This window comes from Rahnella sp. BIGb0603, assembly GCF_024808755.1.
Taxonomy (GTDB): domain Bacteria; phylum Pseudomonadota; class Gammaproteobacteria; order Enterobacterales; family Enterobacteriaceae; genus Rahnella; species Rahnella contaminans.
This window is the reverse complement of the sequence record NZ_JANUEX010000002.1, coordinates 443,414-460,037: the sequence shown is the minus strand read 5'-3', so window position 1 is coordinate 460,037 and position 16,624 is coordinate 443,414. Positions and strand designations below refer to the sequence as shown.

General features: G+C 55.7%; 15 protein-coding genes and 1 pseudogene. 10 read left to right on the top strand and 6 right to left on the bottom strand.

What is annotated here, in order from left to right:
- Positions 1-9: 9 nt before the first annotated feature.
- The 3 genes from edd (at position 10) to M2403_RS07115 (ending at position 4,506) form a co-directional block, all read left to right on the top strand.
- A complete protein-coding gene (gene edd, locus M2403_RS07125) occupies positions 10-1,824 on the top strand; it encodes a phosphogluconate dehydratase (RefSeq protein ID WP_259228826.1) in 1,815 nt (604 codons plus the stop codon).
- 31 nt (positions 1,825-1,855) lie between these two features.
- Complete coding sequence (locus M2403_RS07120) at positions 1,856-2,497, top strand: bifunctional 4-hydroxy-2-oxoglutarate aldolase/2-dehydro-3-deoxy-phosphogluconate aldolase (protein WP_152327145.1); 642 nt, start codon at positions 1,856-1,858, stop codon at positions 2,495-2,497.
- Between the two features lie 674 nt (positions 2,498-3,171).
- Positions 3,172-4,506, top strand: a complete 1,335-nt coding sequence (locus M2403_RS07115; RefSeq protein ID WP_152327146.1) for an MFS transporter — start codon at positions 3,172-3,174, stop codon at positions 4,504-4,506.
- Between the two features lie 64 nt (positions 4,507-4,570).
- Here M2403_RS07115 and M2403_RS07110 read toward each other — a convergent pair whose 3' ends face one another.
- From M2403_RS07110 to M2403_RS07095, 4 genes are read right to left on the bottom strand one after another with little or no spacing between them, the layout of a single operon-like run.
- Positions 4,571-5,260, bottom strand: coding sequence for a GGDEF domain-containing protein (locus M2403_RS07110; protein WP_152327147.1), 690 nt, complete (start codon positions 5,258-5,260; stop codon positions 4,571-4,573).
- Positions 5,244-5,654, bottom strand: a complete 411-nt coding sequence (locus M2403_RS07105; protein ID WP_152327148.1) for a DUF1987 domain-containing protein — start codon at positions 5,652-5,654, stop codon at positions 5,244-5,246. The genes M2403_RS07110 and M2403_RS07105 overlap by 17 nt, the downstream gene beginning before the upstream one ends.
- A 15-nt stretch (positions 5,655-5,669) precedes the next feature.
- Complete coding sequence (locus M2403_RS07100; protein WP_259228825.1) at positions 5,670-6,224, bottom strand: SiaB family protein kinase; 555 nt, start codon at positions 6,222-6,224, stop codon at positions 5,670-5,672.
- Positions 6,225-6,233: 9 nt separating this feature from the next.
- Positions 6,234-7,490, bottom strand: coding sequence for a SpoIIE family protein phosphatase (locus M2403_RS07095; RefSeq protein WP_217153114.1), 1,257 nt, complete (start codon positions 7,488-7,490; stop codon positions 6,234-6,236).
- Between the two features lie 281 nt (positions 7,491-7,771).
- Here M2403_RS07095 and M2403_RS07090 point away from each other — a divergent pair, with 281 nt between their 5' ends.
- The 6 genes from M2403_RS07090 to efeB all read left to right on the top strand — a co-directional run bounded on the left by M2403_RS07090 (position 7,772) and on the right by efeB (position 14,596).
- On the top strand, positions 7,772-8,971 hold the full coding sequence (locus M2403_RS07090) for a ceramide glucosyltransferase (protein ID WP_259228824.1): 1,200 nt from the start codon (positions 7,772-7,774) through the stop codon (positions 8,969-8,971).
- 7 nt (positions 8,972-8,978) lie between these two features.
- A complete protein-coding gene (locus M2403_RS07085; RefSeq protein ID WP_259228823.1) occupies positions 8,979-9,548 on the top strand; it encodes a DedA family protein in 570 nt (189 codons plus the stop codon).
- Positions 9,545-10,222: a glycosyltransferase family 2 protein gene (locus M2403_RS07080; RefSeq protein ID WP_259228822.1), complete on the top strand. Its 678-nt coding sequence runs from the start codon at positions 9,545-9,547 to the stop codon at positions 10,220-10,222. Before M2403_RS07085 ends, M2403_RS07080 begins: the two co-directional genes overlap by 4 nt.
- Before the next feature lie 229 nt (positions 10,223-10,451).
- Positions 10,452-12,077, top strand: coding sequence for an iron uptake transporter permease EfeU (gene efeU / locus M2403_RS07075; RefSeq protein WP_259228821.1), 1,626 nt, complete (start codon positions 10,452-10,454; stop codon positions 12,075-12,077).
- A gap of 14 nt (positions 12,078-12,091) precedes the next feature.
- Positions 12,092-13,318 carry an iron uptake system protein EfeO gene (gene efeO / locus M2403_RS07070; RefSeq protein WP_259228820.1) on the top strand — a complete coding sequence of 409 codons (1,227 nt, stop codon included), beginning with the start codon at positions 12,092-12,094 and terminating at the stop codon, positions 13,316-13,318.
- Positions 13,319-13,321: 3 nt separating this feature from the next.
- Positions 13,322-14,596, top strand: a complete 1,275-nt coding sequence (gene efeB, locus M2403_RS07065; protein ID WP_208951658.1) for an iron uptake transporter deferrochelatase/peroxidase subunit — start codon at positions 13,322-13,324, stop codon at positions 14,594-14,596.
- An 18-nt stretch (positions 14,597-14,614) separates the two neighbouring features.
- Here the strand turns inward: efeB and M2403_RS07060 are convergent.
- Together M2403_RS07060 and M2403_RS07055 are read right to left on the bottom strand one after the other, a co-directional pair.
- Positions 14,615-14,722 (bottom strand): annotated as a pseudogene (locus M2403_RS07060) (GntR family transcriptional regulator); the annotation flags it as partial.
- A gap of 2 nt (positions 14,723-14,724) precedes the next feature.
- Positions 14,725-15,651 carry a LysR family transcriptional regulator gene (locus M2403_RS07055; RefSeq protein ID WP_259228819.1) on the bottom strand — a complete coding sequence of 309 codons (927 nt, stop codon included), beginning with the start codon at positions 15,649-15,651 and terminating at the stop codon, positions 14,725-14,727.
- 182 nt (positions 15,652-15,833) lie between these two features.
- On the opposite strand from M2403_RS07055, the gene M2403_RS07050 reads away from it, so the two are divergent.
- Entirely contained in the window at positions 15,834-16,583 is a 750-nt protein-coding gene (locus tag M2403_RS07050; protein ID WP_152327158.1) for a glucose 1-dehydrogenase, read from the top strand.
- The last annotated feature ends 41 nt before the right edge of the window (positions 16,584-16,624 follow it).

The following is a 16,624-nucleotide window of genomic DNA, read 5'->3' as shown; positions in this document are numbered from 1 at the left end:
GAGAACGAAATGATTAACGAAACAGTCTCGCGCGTCACGCAGCGGATCATTGAACGCTCCGGCCCGACCCGCGAAGCCTATCTGGCGCGTATGGAATCTGCCCGTTCGAAAACGGTTCACCGTGCGCAGCTGGCCTGCGGCAATCTGGCGCACGGTTTTGCGGCCTGCCAGCCGGATGAGAAAAACGCCCTGAAAAATATGGTTCGCAGCGACATCGCGATTATCACCGCCTACAACGATATGCTCTCCGCGCATCAGCCATACGAGCATTACCCGCAGCGCCTGAAAGAGGCGCTGAAATCAGTCGGTGCCGTCGGGCAGGTGGCGGGCGGCGTGCCGGCAATGTGTGACGGTGTCACGCAGGGGCAGGACGGTATGGAGCTGTCGCTGATGAGTCGCGATGTGATTGCGATGTCCGCCGCCATTGGCCTGTCGCACAACATGTTCGACGGCGCGCTGTACCTCGGGATTTGCGACAAAATCGTGCCGGGATTAGTCATGGCGGCGTTGTCATTCGGGCATCTTCCGGCGGTCTTTATTCCGGCCGGGCCGATGAGCACCGGTTTGCCGAACAAAGAAAAAGTGCGCGTTCGCCAGCTGTATACCGAAGGCAAAGTCGATCGTCAGGCGCTGCTGGAAGCGGAAGCCGCGTCGTATCACGGTATCGGCACCTGCACGTTTTACGGCACGGCCAATACCAACCAGATGGTGATGGAAATGATGGGCCTGCATCTGCCGGGCTCGTCATTTGTGCCACCGGACACCGCATTGCGCGACGCGCTGACCGATTCGGCGGCGCGTCAGGTGACGCGTCTGACCGAAACCAGCGGTAACTATCAGCCGCTCGGGCAGATGGTGAATGAGAAAACCGTGGTGAACGGGATTGTTTCGCTGCTGGCGACCGGCGGTTCCACCAATCTGACCATGCACATGGTGGCGATGGCACGCGCGGCGGGCATTATCATTAACTGGGATGATTTCTCTGAACTGTCCGACGCCGTGCCGTTGCTGTGCCGCATTTACCCGAACGGCCCGGCGGATATCAATCAGTTCCAGGCTGCCGGTGGCGTGCAGCTGGTGGTGCGCGAACTGCTTAATCATGGCTTGTTGCATCAGGACGTCAGCACCGTCGCCGGTTTCGGGCTGGAGCGTTACACGCAGGAACCGTGGCTGGATAACGGCGAACTGGCGTGGCGCGAAGGGGCGCAAAGCTCGCTGGATACAAACGTGATCGCCAGCATTTGCGCGCCGTTCGAACATCACGGCGGCACCAAAGTGTTGTCCGGCAATCTGGGGCGCGCGGTGATGAAAACCTCGGCGGTGCCTGCGGATAACCAGATTATCGAAGCGCCCGCCGTCGTCTTTGAAAGCCAGCACGACATCGTGCCTGCGTTCGAAGCCGGAAAACTTAACCGCGATTGCGTGGTGGTGGTGCGTTTTCAGGGGCCGCAGGCCAACGGCATGCCGGAGTTACACAAATTAATGCCGCCGCTCGGCGTTTTAATGGATCGCGGATTTAAAGTGGCGCTGGTCACCGATGGCCGTTTGTCCGGCGCATCCGGCAAAGTGCCGTCTGCCATCCACGTTACGCCGGAAGCGTATACCGGCGGCATGCTGGCGAAAGTGCAGGACGGCGACATCATCCGCGTGAATGGCCGCACCGGCGAGCTGGCGTTACTGGTGGATGACGCCGGGCTGGCGAAACGCACTGCGTACCAGCCGGATCTGAGTGCCGAACATACCGGCTGTGGCCGTGAGCTTTTCGGTGCCTTGCGCAGCCAGCTTTCCGGCGCGGAACAGGGCGCGTGCTGCATCAAATTTTAGCGTCGAAGACGTGAGATAAGAGAAAAAGAACATGAAAAACTGGAAAACAAGCGCTGAACAAATCCTGACATCTGGCCCGGTTGTGCCGGTGATTGTCATCAATAAACTCGAACATGCCGTGCCGCTGGCGAAAGCGCTGGTCGCCGGGGGCGTTCGCGTTCTGGAAGTCACGCTGCGCACCGCCTGCGCGATGGACGCGATCCGTGCGATTGCCCGCGAAGTGCCGGACGCGATTATCGGCGCGGGCACCGTGCTGAATGCGCAGCAGCTGAAAGACGTCACCGACGCAGGCGCGCAGTTTGCGATCAGCCCGGGTCTGACGGATGACCTGCTGAAGGCCGCAACGGCCGGAACCCTTCCGCTGATCCCGGGGATTTCCACCGTGTCCGAACTGATGCTGGGGTTGGATCACGGTTTGCGTGAATTCAAATTCTTCCCGGCAGAAGCCAGCGGCGGCGTGAAAGCGTTGCAGGCGATTGGCGGCCCGTTCCCGCAGGTGCGTTTCTGCCCGACCGGCGGCATTTCACCGGCGAACTACCGGGATTATCTGGCGCTGAAAAGCGTGCTGTGCATCGGCGGTTCATGGCTGGTTCCGGCAGACGCGCTGGAAAGCGGCGATTACGCGCGTATTACCCAGCTGGCGAAAGAAGCCGTGGCGGGTGCAAAACCGTAACGAATAGACGTAGTAATAAAAGGTAAATAGAAAAGCAGGCCCGCAGAGAATCATTTTTGCGGGCCTGCTTTTTTCATTTATAACGCACTTTTTGTTAAAATTGCCTTGCTGATATTAAAGAACACAGCAGTGAATTCTTATTTATGCAGCACTAAACAGGGTTAACGTTATTCTCTGAAAGGGGAATCACATATCGTCAATGAATACGGGTTAATAAGGACGATTATAAAGTAAAGTTTCTGATTTCCCATTGTGCAACTGACCGGCTTTGTACGGTGAATGCCGGAAGTTTTCTGGCATATGAAATATGAACTGTGACTTGCATCACTCTTTTTAAAGCGTGGCCGGTAATCGATAAAAGAGTGTTATTTCAACGTTATCGTAATGTTAGAGTGCAATGTGAAATAAGAAAATTCCCCGCGGATCCTTGGGCGTCTGCACAGTGTTATTTCTATTTTCCTTTCTTATACTGATTCAACCCTCTGAAGGTAGCCTTAAATCACAATCATTGCGTCAACAATACGGGTGAATTAAGGGCGTTATTTACCCAAAAACTGCCAAAAGGATTTTTTATTTTCACAGGGATAGAAAACCTCCGGTTTCTGCATTTCACACGTTGACTGAGATTATTTCAAAGCGTGCTGACGCCGGAAAATGTTACAGAGAGGGATAACATGAGTGTTGAATCTGTGGCGTCAGGAAATAAAAAGACGCATGTCCGTTACATTATTCTGCTGATTATTTTCATTATTACCGCCGTTAATTATGCTGACCGCGTGACATTATCTATCGCGGGAACGGAAGTGTCTAAAAATCTGGGATTAGACGTTGTCGATCTGGGCAAGATATTCTCAGCATTTGGAATTTCTTATCTGCTGATGCAACTGCCCGGCGGCTGGCTACTTGACCGGTTTGGCACCATCAAAGTCTATACTTACAGCCTGTTTTTCTGGTCGTTCTTCACGCTGGTGCAGGGCTTTGTCGGCTGGTTCCCGGTGGCATACGCCGTGGGGTCGCTGTTCCTGCTGCAATTCCTGTTAGGTTTTGCGGAAGCCCCGGCGTTTCCGGCCAACGCCCGCATGGTGGCGGCGTGGTTCCCGACGCAGGAACGTGCCACGGCGTCTTCCATCTTCAATGCGGCGCAGTATTTCTCGCTCGCCATTTTCTCGCCTTTTCTCGGCTGGCTGACCTACGCCTGGGGCTGGGAAAACGTGTTTGTGGTGATGGGCGTGATTGGCTTTGTGCTGACGCTGTTTTGGGTGAAGTTTGTCCGTAACCCGCTTGACCATCCGGGTGTTTCAGCCAGCGAGCTGGAATATATCGAGCAGGGCGGAGCGGTGGTGAATATGGATCAGACGAAATCCAAACAGGGCAAACAAGGCCCTAAATGGAATTACGTCCGCCAGCTTCTGAGCAGCAGAATGATGTTAGGCATTTTCTTCGGCCAGTATTTCCTCAACACTATTACCTGGTTCTTCCTGACCTGGTTCCCGATTTATCTGGTGCAGGAAAAAGGCATGTCGATTCTGAAAGTCGGCCTGATTGCCTCTGTTCCGGCCCTGTGCGGTTTCTGCGGCGGTATTCTGGGCGGCGTGGTGTCGGACAATCTGCTCAAACGCGGCTTTTCATTAACCGCAGCGCGGAAAATTCCGATTGTGTGCGGCATGATCCTGGCGTCAGGTATTATTCTGTGTAACTACACCGACAATAATGTGGTGGTGGTCGGGCTGATGGCGCTGGCCTTCTTCGGCAAAGGCTTCGGGGCGCTGGGCTGGCCGGTGATTGCCGATACCGCACCGAAAGAAATGATCGGCATGTGTGGTGCGATATTTAATATCTTCGGTAACGTTGCTTCTATCGTCACGCCACTGCTCATTGGTTATCTGGTGAAAAACCTGCATTCATTCAACAGTGCGCTGATTTTCGTTGGCTGTTCTGCGCTGATGTCCATGCTCTGCTATCTGCTGGTGGTCGGCGAAATCAAACGCCTCGAATTTAAGAAAGTGTAAGGCCAAAAAAAGGTGAATGCAGGCTTTCTGCATTCACGCTTTTATCTGCAATCCCGCGCCCGGACTATCCGCAATGCACCCGGTTCCTGCCGCGTCTTTTCGCTTCATACATGGCCGCGTCGGCGTCGTTGTACAACGTATCAAAGCTGCTGTTCTGCTTTCCCCAGCTTACGCCCAGGCTCGCCGTGACCAGCTGATTTGGAAGTAAATCCAGCGGTGACGCGTTGAGCAGCGCGTGAATATAACCGGCGACAATCACCGACTGGGCTTTGGTGTAGCGTGGCAGCAGGATGGTGAACTCCTCGCCGCCGACGCGTCCGATACTGCCCAGCTCCGGCACGGATTGCTCAATGCGCCGGATCAACCCGCATATCACCGCATCGCCCGCCGGATGTCCGTACTGATCGTTAATCGCCTTAAAGTGATCGATATCGAGCAAAATCAGCCCGGCTTCTCCCGCGTTCAGCGCTTTCGTAATCTGATCAATGATGGCGCTGCGGTTATAAACCCGGGTCAGCGGATCATGCGTGGCCTCATATTCCAGCCGTTCGTTGAGCTGGTTCAGATCCCGCTCTGCGCGGTCGCTGCGGCGGATCAGGCGGTAAGATTCGTTCATGATCTTCTGATAATGTGCGGTCAGTTTGACCAGTGCGTCGCGGTAGACTTCTGCATCCAGCCCCTGCGTTTCCGCCAGTTCACGGTTGTCTTGCAGGATGGCGCTTTCTGCCGTGAATAACTCATCTAAGCTCGTCATGGTAGCTTTCCGCGTGGAGGTGGAAGGCGATGGCGGGGAAATCAAGGCTCAGTTCCTGGCCGAATTCTTCGGAAATATCATCCTCAGGGTCGTAATACCAGTGCAGCGTGGTGGCGATCCCGGCGGCAGCGGCGTTGTTCACCGCACTTAACAGGCTGAAAAGCATTTTGGTGCTGGAGCTGTTGAAGTAACTCAGCGCGACGTGGAGCGTCAGCGGCGAGCCGGTGCCCTGAGACTGCGCAGGCACAAAGTTTTCCAGGGCGGTGATCAGCGGACGATAAAAAGCCGCGGCATTTTCCGGATAAGATTCACCGGCCAGCGACAGAGTTCGGCCATCAAAATCAAATTCAACTTCCGGCGTGCAGGAAGTCGCAGGGATGCTGATATTGTTCATAGTGATGCGCTCTTTTTAGATTATGGCTTTCAGATGAAAAGTGGACAGTTCAGAGGCTTCCACCTGATGAAAAGTAAATTCCAGCGGTTCACTGGCATCGCGGGCGAGGGTGAGCAGGCCGATGTTGGCGCCTTTACTCCACACCGGGCTTTCCGCACGCAGCGACGCTTTATAGGTGAGTTTGATTTCGTCGGCGCTCATGGTTCTGATCGTCTCCAGATATTCGCGCAGCCGCACAATATCTTCCGGACGGATCAGGTTGGTGCTTTCGCACACGTACCGGCCATTATCAATGCCCAGCGTGACAGATCCGAAACGCATCTCGTCGTCAGCACGTGCCAGCGCACGGCTGTCAGAGGAGTAACGCAGGATGTTTTGCACCATCTCAATAAAGGTGGAAAACAGTTTGCGGCGGGTGCTGGAGGAAGCTTCATGGTGTTCGAGATACAAACGGATCACTTCGCCCATTGCGGTAATATTGTTTTGCGAGAAAAATCCGGTGTACTGCAATGCCACCACGTCGTAATGCGGCGCACTGAACGGTCCGGTAAAAACGGGTTCGCTGGTCATAAATAAACTCTACGGTTGCCGGCCCCTGAGGCCACAATAACGAAAACCTAAAAAGGTCATATCATCGCGACGTTGCTGATTGCCCTGCCAGTCGAGATAGGCCTGCATCATCGCTGCCGACAGCTCGGGCACGGGCGCTAAACGGTGCTGTTCGAGCAGCGTTTTCACCTTTTTCTTCCCGAACATGATGTTGCGTTTACCGCCAACCTGATCGGTCAGGCCATCGGTATAAATAAACAGTAAATCCTGCGCATTGAGCGGGGTTTCATGCAGCGTCCAGCGGTAATCAGCGGGCGTTTCGGTATACCCCACCCCCATCCGGTCGGCACTCAGCGCCACCGCGTCTTCGCCTGCGGCCGGTAACAGGAAACCGGAAAGGCGCGCACCGGCCCAGATCAGCCGCGGATCCTGCGGATCGATAAACGCCGCCATCGCATCGCAGCCGTCGTTGGATGTGGAAGTCTGATTCGACTCTTCGGATTGACCGAGCGTCTGTTTGATAAACTGGTTCACGTGGCCGAGCAGTAAATCCGGGCGGTTGGCCGGGCATTCCTGCAAGGACTTATCCAGCGCCGACGACAGGATCACGGTCATGAACGCGCCCGGCACGCCGTGGCCGGTGCAGTCAGCGACAAACAACAGCCAGCCGCCCTCAACTTCATGAAACGCATAAAAATCGCCACCCACCAGATCCCGGGGCTGCCACACCAGGCTCCAGTCTTTGAGCTGCGCCGTCAGCGTTTTATGTGACTTGTTCAGCATCGATTCCTGGATCACGCGCGCATACTCAATGCTTTGCATGATTTGCTGATGCTGCTGCGTCTGGACGTTCGACACCGTTTTGATGACGTCGATCCCCAGCCCCATGCCGATGTAATGGCCGCCGGTGGTCAGAATAAATCCGTCCGTTACCGAGCGATCGCCGGACTCCACCATCTTCTGCGCCAGTTCATCGAGCGTACTTTCTGAATCAATCACCAGCGGATGCTTATCCATAAACGCGATACAGCTTTTCCGGTCATACAGTTCGCGAAAATAAGGGCGGGCCATCTGGGAAAGAAAGATATGACGGTTGATCAGGCCGAACGGACGGTTGTCCTCGATAACGGGCAGGCTGATCAGCGAATGGTGCCGGGTGAATAATTCCATCACTTTCAGATTGTCACTTTCCGGGGTGACAAAGGGGACATCAATACACAATTCCCGGGCAGTTAAAGAACGGGAACTGGGCGTAAATTGTCTTTGCAAATAGCCTGAGCGTTCCATGTTGACAGATCCGGTCACGATAAAGATGAACAGATTACTGCGGAAATATTTCAGTTTATCGGTGCCATTAAGAAAATTCCGAATAACAGATAATAAAAACATTTCTTTACGGCAAACGCCGACATTCATGCACCCCGAAAGCCCGCTTTAAGAAAACCTTAATGAAACGTCTCTAGGATGATTGTTACCTCGTAATCGTTTTGCCTGTTTTCTCACGGTGCTGACCGCCGGAAATCACCGGTCACATCACGCCAGCGCTTAAAAAATGAAGGGGCATCATCATGGCTTTAAGCACCGCATTAACCGCCACCTTTGGCGGTTTCCTGATTACGCTGCAATTCACCTCTCTGGCAATCGCTTACTGGCGAATGCGCCGGGGCGTCCGGCGGGATGAAACCCGGGAAACTTCAGAATTTATCGCACTGGTACGGCCGCTGTGCGGACTTAACGCCTTTGAAGAGGAAACGCTGCGTTCCAGCTTTCATCAGGATTATCTCGGTTACGAAATTGTGTTCTGCGTGGCCTCGCGGTTTGATCCGGTGATCCCGCTGGTGGAAAAACTGATCGCTGAATATCCGCATCAGCGTGCGCGTTTGCTGACCGGTGATGACAAAATATCGGCGAATCCGAAGGTGAACAATCTCAACAAAGCGTGGGAAAACACCACTGCCGGTATTGTGGCGATGGCGGACAGCAACCTGCTTTTACCGCCGGATTATCTGCGTTCGCTGGTAAATACTTTTGACGCGAAAACCGGGATGGTCAGTTCGCCTGCGACCGGCATTTGCCCGGAAAATATCTGGGGCGCGGTGGAAGCTGCAATGCTCAACACGCATCAGGCGCGCTGGCAGTATCTGTCTGATTTTCTCGGTAACGGTTTTGCACAGGGGAAAACGCTGTGCTGGCGGCGCGAGGTGCTCGATAATGGCGGCGGCATGGCGGCCTTGGGCAGTGAAATGGCGGAAGACGTGGCCTCAACCAAGCTGGTGAGACGCGCCGGGCTGAAAGTGCGTCTACCGGCGCAGCCTTTTGCCCAGCCCGTCGGGCATCGCACGCTGGACGCGGTCTGGAGCAGGCAATTACGCTGGGCGCGTATCCGTCGTGCCGGATTTTTCTGGCTGTTCGTGCCCGAAATTATTATGGGTTTTCTGCCCGCGCTGGCCGCCGTCACCTGGCTGACCGCCGCCGGTGATTTGCCGCTGTTCGCACCGCCAGCGCTGTTTGTGTTGTGGTTTGGCGGTGAATGGGCGCTGGCAAAAGCGCTCGGCTGGCCGCATCAGCTGAGGGATATTCTGGCGATGTGTCTGCGGGATATCATGATGCCCGCGCTGTGGTTAGGGTGCTGGGCAGGGCGCGGTTTTACCTGGCGCGGCAATCCTTCAGGCGAAAAACGCCTCGCCGGTGGAACAACGTTAACCGGTAAAATAAAACTATCAGGTAAAAAACAACCCGTGCCTGTGAGTCAGTCGCCGGGAAAATAAGGACCGCATGTTTGCTCTTGAAACCCTTGAATCACTGATTAAAGCGCACGGATTGCTGTTTCTGACGCCGCTGGCCATTATCGAAGGGCCGGTGGTGACGGTGCTTGCCGGTTATTTTGTCCGCCTCAACTATTTCAGTTTATCCGTAATCTTCGCCGTGGTGATGGCGGGAGAAATTCTCGGGGATATTCTTTTTTACTCGCTGGGGCGCTGGGTGATCGGGCCGGACGGACAACCGCCCGGCTGGCTGGCGCGTCTGGGGCTGACGCAGCCCAGACTGGAAAAGATGGTGCGCAGTTTTGACAGCAAAGGCGGGCGGTTGCTGGTGTTAGCCAAGCTGACCCATTCCGCCGGAGCGCTGGTGCTGACCGGCGCGGGCATTGCGCGGATGTCGCTTATCCCGTTTCTGTTCTACAACATCATCGCCGCCATTCCCAAGAGCCTGTTTCTGCTGGCGATCGGCTGGATGTTCGGCGACATCATCGCGCAGGTGAACAACTGGATCCTGTACGTCTCGCTCGGGCTGCTTATCGTGCTGGTTGCCGCGGGCATCATGTGGATGAGGAGCAAAGAATGATCACCGTCAGTTGCATTATCCCGGCGTGTAATGAAGCGACGCGTATCGGCAAAGTGCTGGATGTCGTGCGCAACCATCCCTTGCTGTTTGAGATTATCGTAGTGGATGACGGTTCAGCGGATAACACCGCAGACGTGGCGCGGGAAAAGGGCGTTCGCGTGGTCAGGCTGGCAAAAAATCAGGGTAAAAGCCACGCGGTGGCGGAAGGCATTGCGGCCGCAAGGGGCAGCCATCTGCTGATGCTGGATGCCGATCTCATGGGGCTGAACGAGTGTGATATCACCCGGCTGGTTCAGCCGGTAATACAAAATCAGGCGGATGTGACTATCAGTCTGAGGCGCAACAGCCCGTGGTTCTGGCGGTGTATCGGGCTCGATTATATTTCCGGCGAGCGGGTGTTTGCGCGTGAACTGCTGGCAACGCGGCTGGACGAAATCCGCGCTTTGCCGCATTTCGGGCTGGAAGTCTGGATCAACCGGTTGTGGATCGCCGCCGGATTTCGCGTACAGGTGGTCAGCTGGAAGGGCGTTATCAGCCCGTACAAAGCCGCTAAAATGGGCTGGCTGCGCGGTTTAATGGCGGATATGTCGATGATGCGGGATATCTTCCGCACCATTACGTTGCGGGAATCTGTACAACAAATCATCAGCCTCTTACGCCGTAGTCAGGCATGACGTTGGCCTGAATGTTAACGATAATTTTCTGCGCCGCTACCTTCACTTTGACGTTTTTCTTCTCTGTTTATTATTTGGTTACAAATAAAGCACTCTTTACACCATATTCTTAATTTCACATTACTCTGTTGCAAATCCTCATACTCCATTTCTTCCTTCCTGTTCGGGCAACTGATATCAATTATCATTAATAATTGATAATGCTTCTTGTTGCCGCGGAGTCAGCCCTTTGTTAGCCACTTTTATTATCGGACTTCGTGAAGGTTTAGAAGCCGCGCTTATCGTCGGGATCATTGCGGCGTTTCTCCGTAAGAATGGCAAAAGTCTGACCGCGATGTGGGTCGGCGTGGTGCTTGCCGTGGTGCTTTCTGTGGTGGTCGGTGTGGCGCTGGATCTGACCGAACGCGCGCTGCCGCAGGCGGGGCAGGAAGGGATGGAATCGGTGATTGGCGGCGTCGCCGTCTTCTTCGTCACCGGCATGATTTTGTGGATGAACACACACGCCCACAACATGAAGAAAGAGCTGGAAAGCGAGGCCGCGCAGGCGATCAGCCAGTCGGGCGCCTGGGCGCTGGCGAGCATGGCATTTCTGGCCGTGCTTAAAGAGGGTTTTGAAACCAGCGTCTTCCTGCTGGCTACTTTCTCGGTGGCGCAGTCGGCGGCCTGGGCTGCCGCCGGGGCGGTTATCGGCCTGCTGGTGGCGGTATTTATCGGCTGCGGGATTTATTACGGCGGCATCCGCATCAACCTTTCCCGTTTCTTCCGCTTCACCGGCCTGTTCCTGATTTTCGTCGCCGGTGGCCTGATTATTACCTCACTGATGACCGCGCACGAAGCGGGCTGGCTCAACATCGGGCAGCAGCGCGTTGCCGATCTCTCCTGGCTGGTGCCGCCGGGCACGGTTCGTTCGGCGCTGATCACCGGCGTTCTGGGCATTCCTGCCGATCCGAACCTGATTGAAACTTTTGGCTGGGTGCTCTACATCGCGATTGTCACGGTGATGATTTACTGGCCCGCAAACCGTCGTCCTTCTCCAAAAGTTGCTGCCCGCACGTTGCTGGCGTCCGCCGCAGTACTGGCGCTGGCGGCCATTTCTCTGTTGCTGTTTTATCCCACTTTTACGCTTCAGGTGCCGGATACCGCGCCGCTGGTCAGCAATGACGCGCAAAACGCCGCAGGGCAGTTGCAGCTTCTGCCGGTGGCCGGAAACGGTTATCAGCTGAGTGTAAAAACGGCCAGCGGCGGTACCACCCTGATTAACCTGCCTGCGGATGCGGCAACGGCGGGCAGCCAGGCCGGAATGCCAGCGGATGAATGGACGGTTAAAAGTACATATTCGCCGCCGGGCGCACCGGCGATTCTGGATCTCGATGCGGTGGTGGCGTTGTACGGCAACCGTATTCCCATCGGGCTGGATCCGGCGCAGCATCCGGGGCCGTATCAGGCGGCGTGGACGCTTCACTGCAACGTTCAGGTTTCCGTGGCGCAGGGCGTTTTGCTGGGGGCCAGCGCGCAGGCCGACGAAGTGATCACGCTTTCAGGCAGCGGCCTGCAATCTCCGCGCACCGTCACGGCGCGCCATCCTACGGCAGCGGCGTCCGACTGTAACTGGCAGGTGAGCGGCGCGTATCAGCAGAGCGTTTCTGACGCGCTGCAACAGATGCAAACTTATCAGGATACTTACCGTTTTTGGGCTGTCATGTTGCCTGTTCTTCTGGTGGCGCTGGCCCTTATTTTTGTCATCTCTGCATTACGGGTTCTCTTGAAACTCCGCAATGAACGGCTTTCTGTTTCGGGTAAAGACGGCCTGTCATTCGGTTCCCCATTACACACTGGCTTGCCAAAAAATAAATAAAGGATAGGAAACTTATGCGCATTAAGACGTTTAAGAAAAAAGAATCTCTGATGACGGCCGCGGGTCTGACGGCATTGCTGATGTTTTCCGTGGAAGCGCCTGCCAATGCGGCATCAGCGGCTCCGGTGAAAAACGGCGTTTCTGAAGTGAATATCACCATGACCAGCGCTGCAGACGGCACCTGCGTAGTGGATCACGATTCTGCGAAAGCCGGCCCGGTGACGTTTAACGTGGTGAACAAAACCGCGACGGCGATCACCGAATTAGAGCTGCTGAGCAACAACCGTATTCTGGGCGAAAAAGAGAACCTCGCGCCGGGGCTGCCAGCGGTGAAATTCACCCTGACGCTCGATGGCGGCAAATACCAAATCTATTGCCCGGGCGCGAAACGTGAACTGATCGACTTCACCGTGACCGGCAAAAGCGCCGCGCAGCCGCAGGGCAGCACCGCCACCATTCTGGCGCAGGGCACCAAAGATTACGCGACCTATGTGAATGGCGTGGTGGACGCGATGGTCGTGGCCGTTAACCGCCTGAAAGCGGATATCGATGCCGGCGATCTGGCGACGGCCAAAGCTGATTACGCCAAAGCGCGTCCGTTCTACGAACGTATCGAATCTGACGTGAACGGTTTTATTCTGCCGGGCTTCAAGGCGACCGATAACGCCGGGAATCTGGATTATCTGATCGACATGCGTGCCTCCAATCTGGATCCGAAAGCGGGCTGGCACGGCTTCCACGCCATCGAACGTGACCTGTTCGGTCAGGGCAAAATCACCGCCGAAACCAAACAAACGGCCACCGAATTGCAGCAGAACGTGGTGCGTCTGGACGCGCTGACCAAAGCGCTGACCTACAAACCGGAAGATCTGGCTAACGGCGCAGCCGACCTGCTGGAAGAAGTGCAAAACACCAAAATCAACGGGGAAGAAGAGGCATTCAGCCACTTCGATCTGGTGGATTTCGCCGGTAACGTCGAAGGCGCGCAGCAGGCATTTGCTTACCTGCAACCGGGTCTGGAAAAAATTGATCCGGAGCTGACTAAACAGGTTGCCGCGCAGTTCGCTGCCGTTCACGACATGCTGGAAACCTATCGTGATCCTAAAGTCCCGGGCGGATACAAATACTACACGGCTGAACTGAAAGCGTCTGATGCCGCCAAACTGAGCCGCACCATTCAGGCGTTGCAGGAACCACTGTCCAAAATCGCTGAGAAAGTGGCGGCGAATAAAGGAGCCTGATGAATGAGCGACAAACTCCATCCGGCCAGGGAGGCCGGTAAGTTTTCTCGTCGTGAATTGCTGAAAGGAGCAGTGGCTGGCGCCAGTGCTCTGGCTATTCCAACGGTCAGCTATGCGCACGGGCAGGCCACGGCCGCCCGCGACCCGGAAGATAAAATTGACCTTTCCCGTCAGTATTCTTTTTACGGTCACGAAGGACAGGTGGGGATCAGCACGCCGCCGCAGCGTCATATCATGTATATGACGTTTGATCTGACAACGTCTGCGCGTCAGGACTTGCAGGTTCTGCTGGCGCGCTGGTCGTCGGCAATTGCGCAGCTGATGAAAGGCGGCACCATCGGTCAGGTTGAACCTGCCCGTGACAGCGGCGTCGGGATGGATACCGGTGAGGCAATGGATCTCGGCCCGGCGTCACTGACGGTGACCGTCGGTCTGGGGCCGCGCGTCTTCACGGACACCTTCGGGCTGACGCAGCACAAACCGGTGCTGATGCGTAACCTGATGCAGTTGCCGAGTGACGATATGCAGCCGGAACTGACCGGCGGTGATTTGTCATTGCAGGCCTGTGCGGACGATCCGCAGGTGGCGTATCACGCCATCCGCGATCTGGCGCGTATTGCCAAAAGCACCGGCGCAGCCCAAACCCGCTGGACGGTCATGGGCTTTGGTCGTGCGTCTGCGGGAAAAGGGCAGTCCACGCCGCGCAATCTGTTCGGCTTCAAGGACGGCACGCGCAACATCACCGAGAAAGCTGATTTCGACAAATATGTCTGGATCAAAGACGGTGGCCCCGCGTGGCAGCAGAACGGCAGTTATCAGGTCGTGCGTAAAATCAAAATTCACATTGAAAGCTGGGACACCGATCGCGTCAGTGATCAGAACAATGTGTTCGGACGCCACAAAGTTTCCGGTGCGCCGTTAACCGGCACAAAGGAATTTGATACGCCTGATTTTAAGAAGAAGGATGCAGACGGAAACCTGATCATTCCGGCGACCGCGCACATCAGTCTGGCGTCGCATGAAAATAATCAGGGCATCAAAATCTTACGCCGTTCTTACAACTACACGGACGGTCTGAATAACATGGCGCAGCTGGACGCCGGCCTGTTGTTTATCAGTTATCAGAAAGATCCCGCGCAGTTTGAAGCGCTGCAAACCCGTCTGGGTTCTTCCGATGCGCTGAACGAATACATTTCCCACATCGGTTCGGGGATCTTCTTTGTGCCGCCTGCGCCGAAAGAAGGGTCGTATATCGGCGCGGAAATGTTCGAATCCTGAAAATTTGCCTCAACGGTTTTACGCTGAACCTCTTGCAATCAGCGTAAAACCGATATCCACCACGCTTTGCGCCACCGGCAATCCTTCAATTTTATCTGCCAGCAACGTGGCGGCCTGCTGTCCGATTTTCAGCTCTGTATTGCTGGCAGCTGACCGCTGACTTTGGGCGGAAAGGTTTCCACCAGCCAGTCGATAAACACGCGCAGGCGATGCGGAACGTGGCGGTTTTGCGGATAGACCACATGGAACGGATAGGGTGCAGGCCGCCACTCTGTCAGGATTTCCACCAGCGTTCCGCGGTGCAGCGCCTCGCAAATGGAATAGCTGAACGTCTGGATAATCCCCAGACCGGCAAGTCCGGCCGCCAGATGGGCGTTGCTTTCATTCACGCCGATACGGTGATCGACCTTAATTTCCGTTTTCCCGCCATCGCGTTCAAAACGAAACGGAAAAGCCCGGCCATTCTGCGGTGAAAGATAACTCACCAGCCGGTGGCCGTTTTTCAATTCATCGGGATAAGCCGGTGTGCCGAAGGCTTTCAGATAAGCCGGTGTCGCACAGGTGATAAGCGTCGCATGGCCGATATTGCGGGCAATCAGCGAAGAGTTGTCCAGCGGCCCGCCGCGTATCACGCAGTCCACATTATCACTGATGAGATCAACCGGACGGTCAGAAACGCCCAGATCCAGACGGATTTCGGGATAACGCGTCATAAAATCAGCCAGTCCCGGGATCAGCACATCGCGTGCCGTTGAACCGCCGACGTCAATGCGCAACAGCCCGCGTGGCTTGCTGCGCACGGCGTTAAAGGCCGTATCGACATCGTCGAGATCGCGCAGAATGCGCGCCGTTTTCTCATAATATTCACTGCCTTCCGGCGTCACCGTCACGCGCCGTGTGGTGCGCTGTAACAACCGCACGCCAAGATGTGCCTCCAGTTCCTGCACCATTTTGCTCAGCGTCGCATTGGGCATATCCAGAGAATTCGCCGCGCGGGTGAAATTGCCCGCCTCAACCACCCGGGCAAACGCCCGTATTGCCGTTAACTGATCCACACGCTTTTCCCGCCGGTTATCCGATGTTTTGATTATACACGCACAGAAATAGTCATTTTCATTTTTCGCTATTTTTCAATAAACCGTCGGGCGCTAAATTACCGCCATGCCTGAGGCGGCCGACAATGGTCACCTACCTCAGGCCACTTTACTTAACCTGATCTGACTTTGAGGAATGAAAAATGACAACTCCACTGAACGGTAAAATTGCACTGGTCACCGGCGGGACAAGCGGCATTGGTTTGGGTACAGCGAAAGAGCTGGCAGAACAGGGCGCGCAGGTCTTTATCACCGGCCGCCGTCAGGCAGAACTGGACGCCGCCGTCGCTGAAATCGGCGCTGCGGCAACGGGTATCCGCGCCGACGCTTCCGTTCTGGCCGACCTTGATGCGGTTTATGCACAAATCGCCAAAACCGCAGGACGTCTGGACATTCTGTTCGCCAACGCCGGTGGCGGCGATATGCAACCGCTGGGCGGCATCACCGAAGAACACTTCGACCGGATTTTCGGCACCAACGTTCGCGGCGTATTATTCACGGTTCAGAAAGCTCTACCGCTGCTGACCGATGGCGCATCGGTCATCCTGACCGGCTCCACTACGTCGGTGCTGGGCACGGCGAGTTTCAGTGTGTACAGCGCCAGTAAGGCCGCCGTGCGTAACTTTGCCCGCTCATGGGCACTGGATCTGAAAGACCGCGGCATCCGCGTCAACGTCGTCAGCCCGGGGCCGGTCCGCACACCGGGCTTAGGCGACCTGGTTCCTGAAGAACACCGTCAGGGCCTGTTCGATGCGCTGGCCGCACAAGTCCCGTTAGGCCGTCTGGGTGAACCGAAAGAAATCGGCAAAACCGTTGCATTCCTGGCCTCTGATGCCGCCAGCTTTATCAACGGCGTCGAACTCTTCGTCGACGGCGGGATGGCGCAGGTCTGAGCATTAAAACGGGAGCGAAATGAACCGGCGGAATAGGGCCG

What these genes read in the sequence shown, in the direction of transcription:
- M2403_RS07105 (WP_152327148.1), bottom strand. Translation starts at nt 5,654, where the DNA reads ATGAACAATATCAGCATCCCTGCGACTTCCTGCACGCCGGAAGTTGAA.
- M2403_RS07115 (WP_152327146.1), top strand. Translation starts at nt 3,172, where the DNA reads ATGAGTGTTGAATCTGTGGCGTCAGGAAATAAAAAGACGCATGTCCGT.
- M2403_RS07090 (WP_259228824.1), top strand. Translation starts at nt 7,772, where the DNA reads ATGGCTTTAAGCACCGCATTAACCGCCACCTTTGGCGGTTTCCTGATT.
- M2403_RS07095 (WP_217153114.1), bottom strand. Translation starts at nt 7,490, where the DNA reads ATGGAACGCTCAGGCTATTTGCAAAGACAATTTACGCCCAGTTCCCGT.
- M2403_RS07080 (WP_259228822.1), top strand. Translation starts at nt 9,545, where the DNA reads ATGATCACCGTCAGTTGCATTATCCCGGCGTGTAATGAAGCGACGCGT.
- M2403_RS07100 (WP_259228825.1), bottom strand. Translation starts at nt 6,224, where the DNA reads ATGACCAGCGAACCCGTTTTTACCGGACCGTTCAGTGCGCCGCATTAC.
- M2403_RS07050 (WP_152327158.1), top strand. Translation starts at nt 15,834, where the DNA reads ATGACAACTCCACTGAACGGTAAAATTGCACTGGTCACCGGCGGGACA.
- edd (WP_259228826.1), top strand. Translation starts at nt 10, where the DNA reads ATGATTAACGAAACAGTCTCGCGCGTCACGCAGCGGATCATTGAACGC.
- efeO (WP_259228820.1), top strand. Translation starts at nt 12,092, where the DNA reads ATGCGCATTAAGACGTTTAAGAAAAAAGAATCTCTGATGACGGCCGCG.
- efeB (WP_208951658.1), top strand. Translation starts at nt 13,322, where the DNA reads ATGAGCGACAAACTCCATCCGGCCAGGGAGGCCGGTAAGTTTTCTCGT.
- M2403_RS07110 (WP_152327147.1), bottom strand. Translation starts at nt 5,260, where the DNA reads ATGACGAGCTTAGATGAGTTATTCACGGCAGAAAGCGCCATCCTGCAA.
- M2403_RS07085 (WP_259228823.1), top strand. Translation starts at nt 8,979, where the DNA reads ATGTTTGCTCTTGAAACCCTTGAATCACTGATTAAAGCGCACGGATTG.
- M2403_RS07120 (WP_152327145.1), top strand. Translation starts at nt 1,856, where the DNA reads ATGAAAAACTGGAAAACAAGCGCTGAACAAATCCTGACATCTGGCCCG.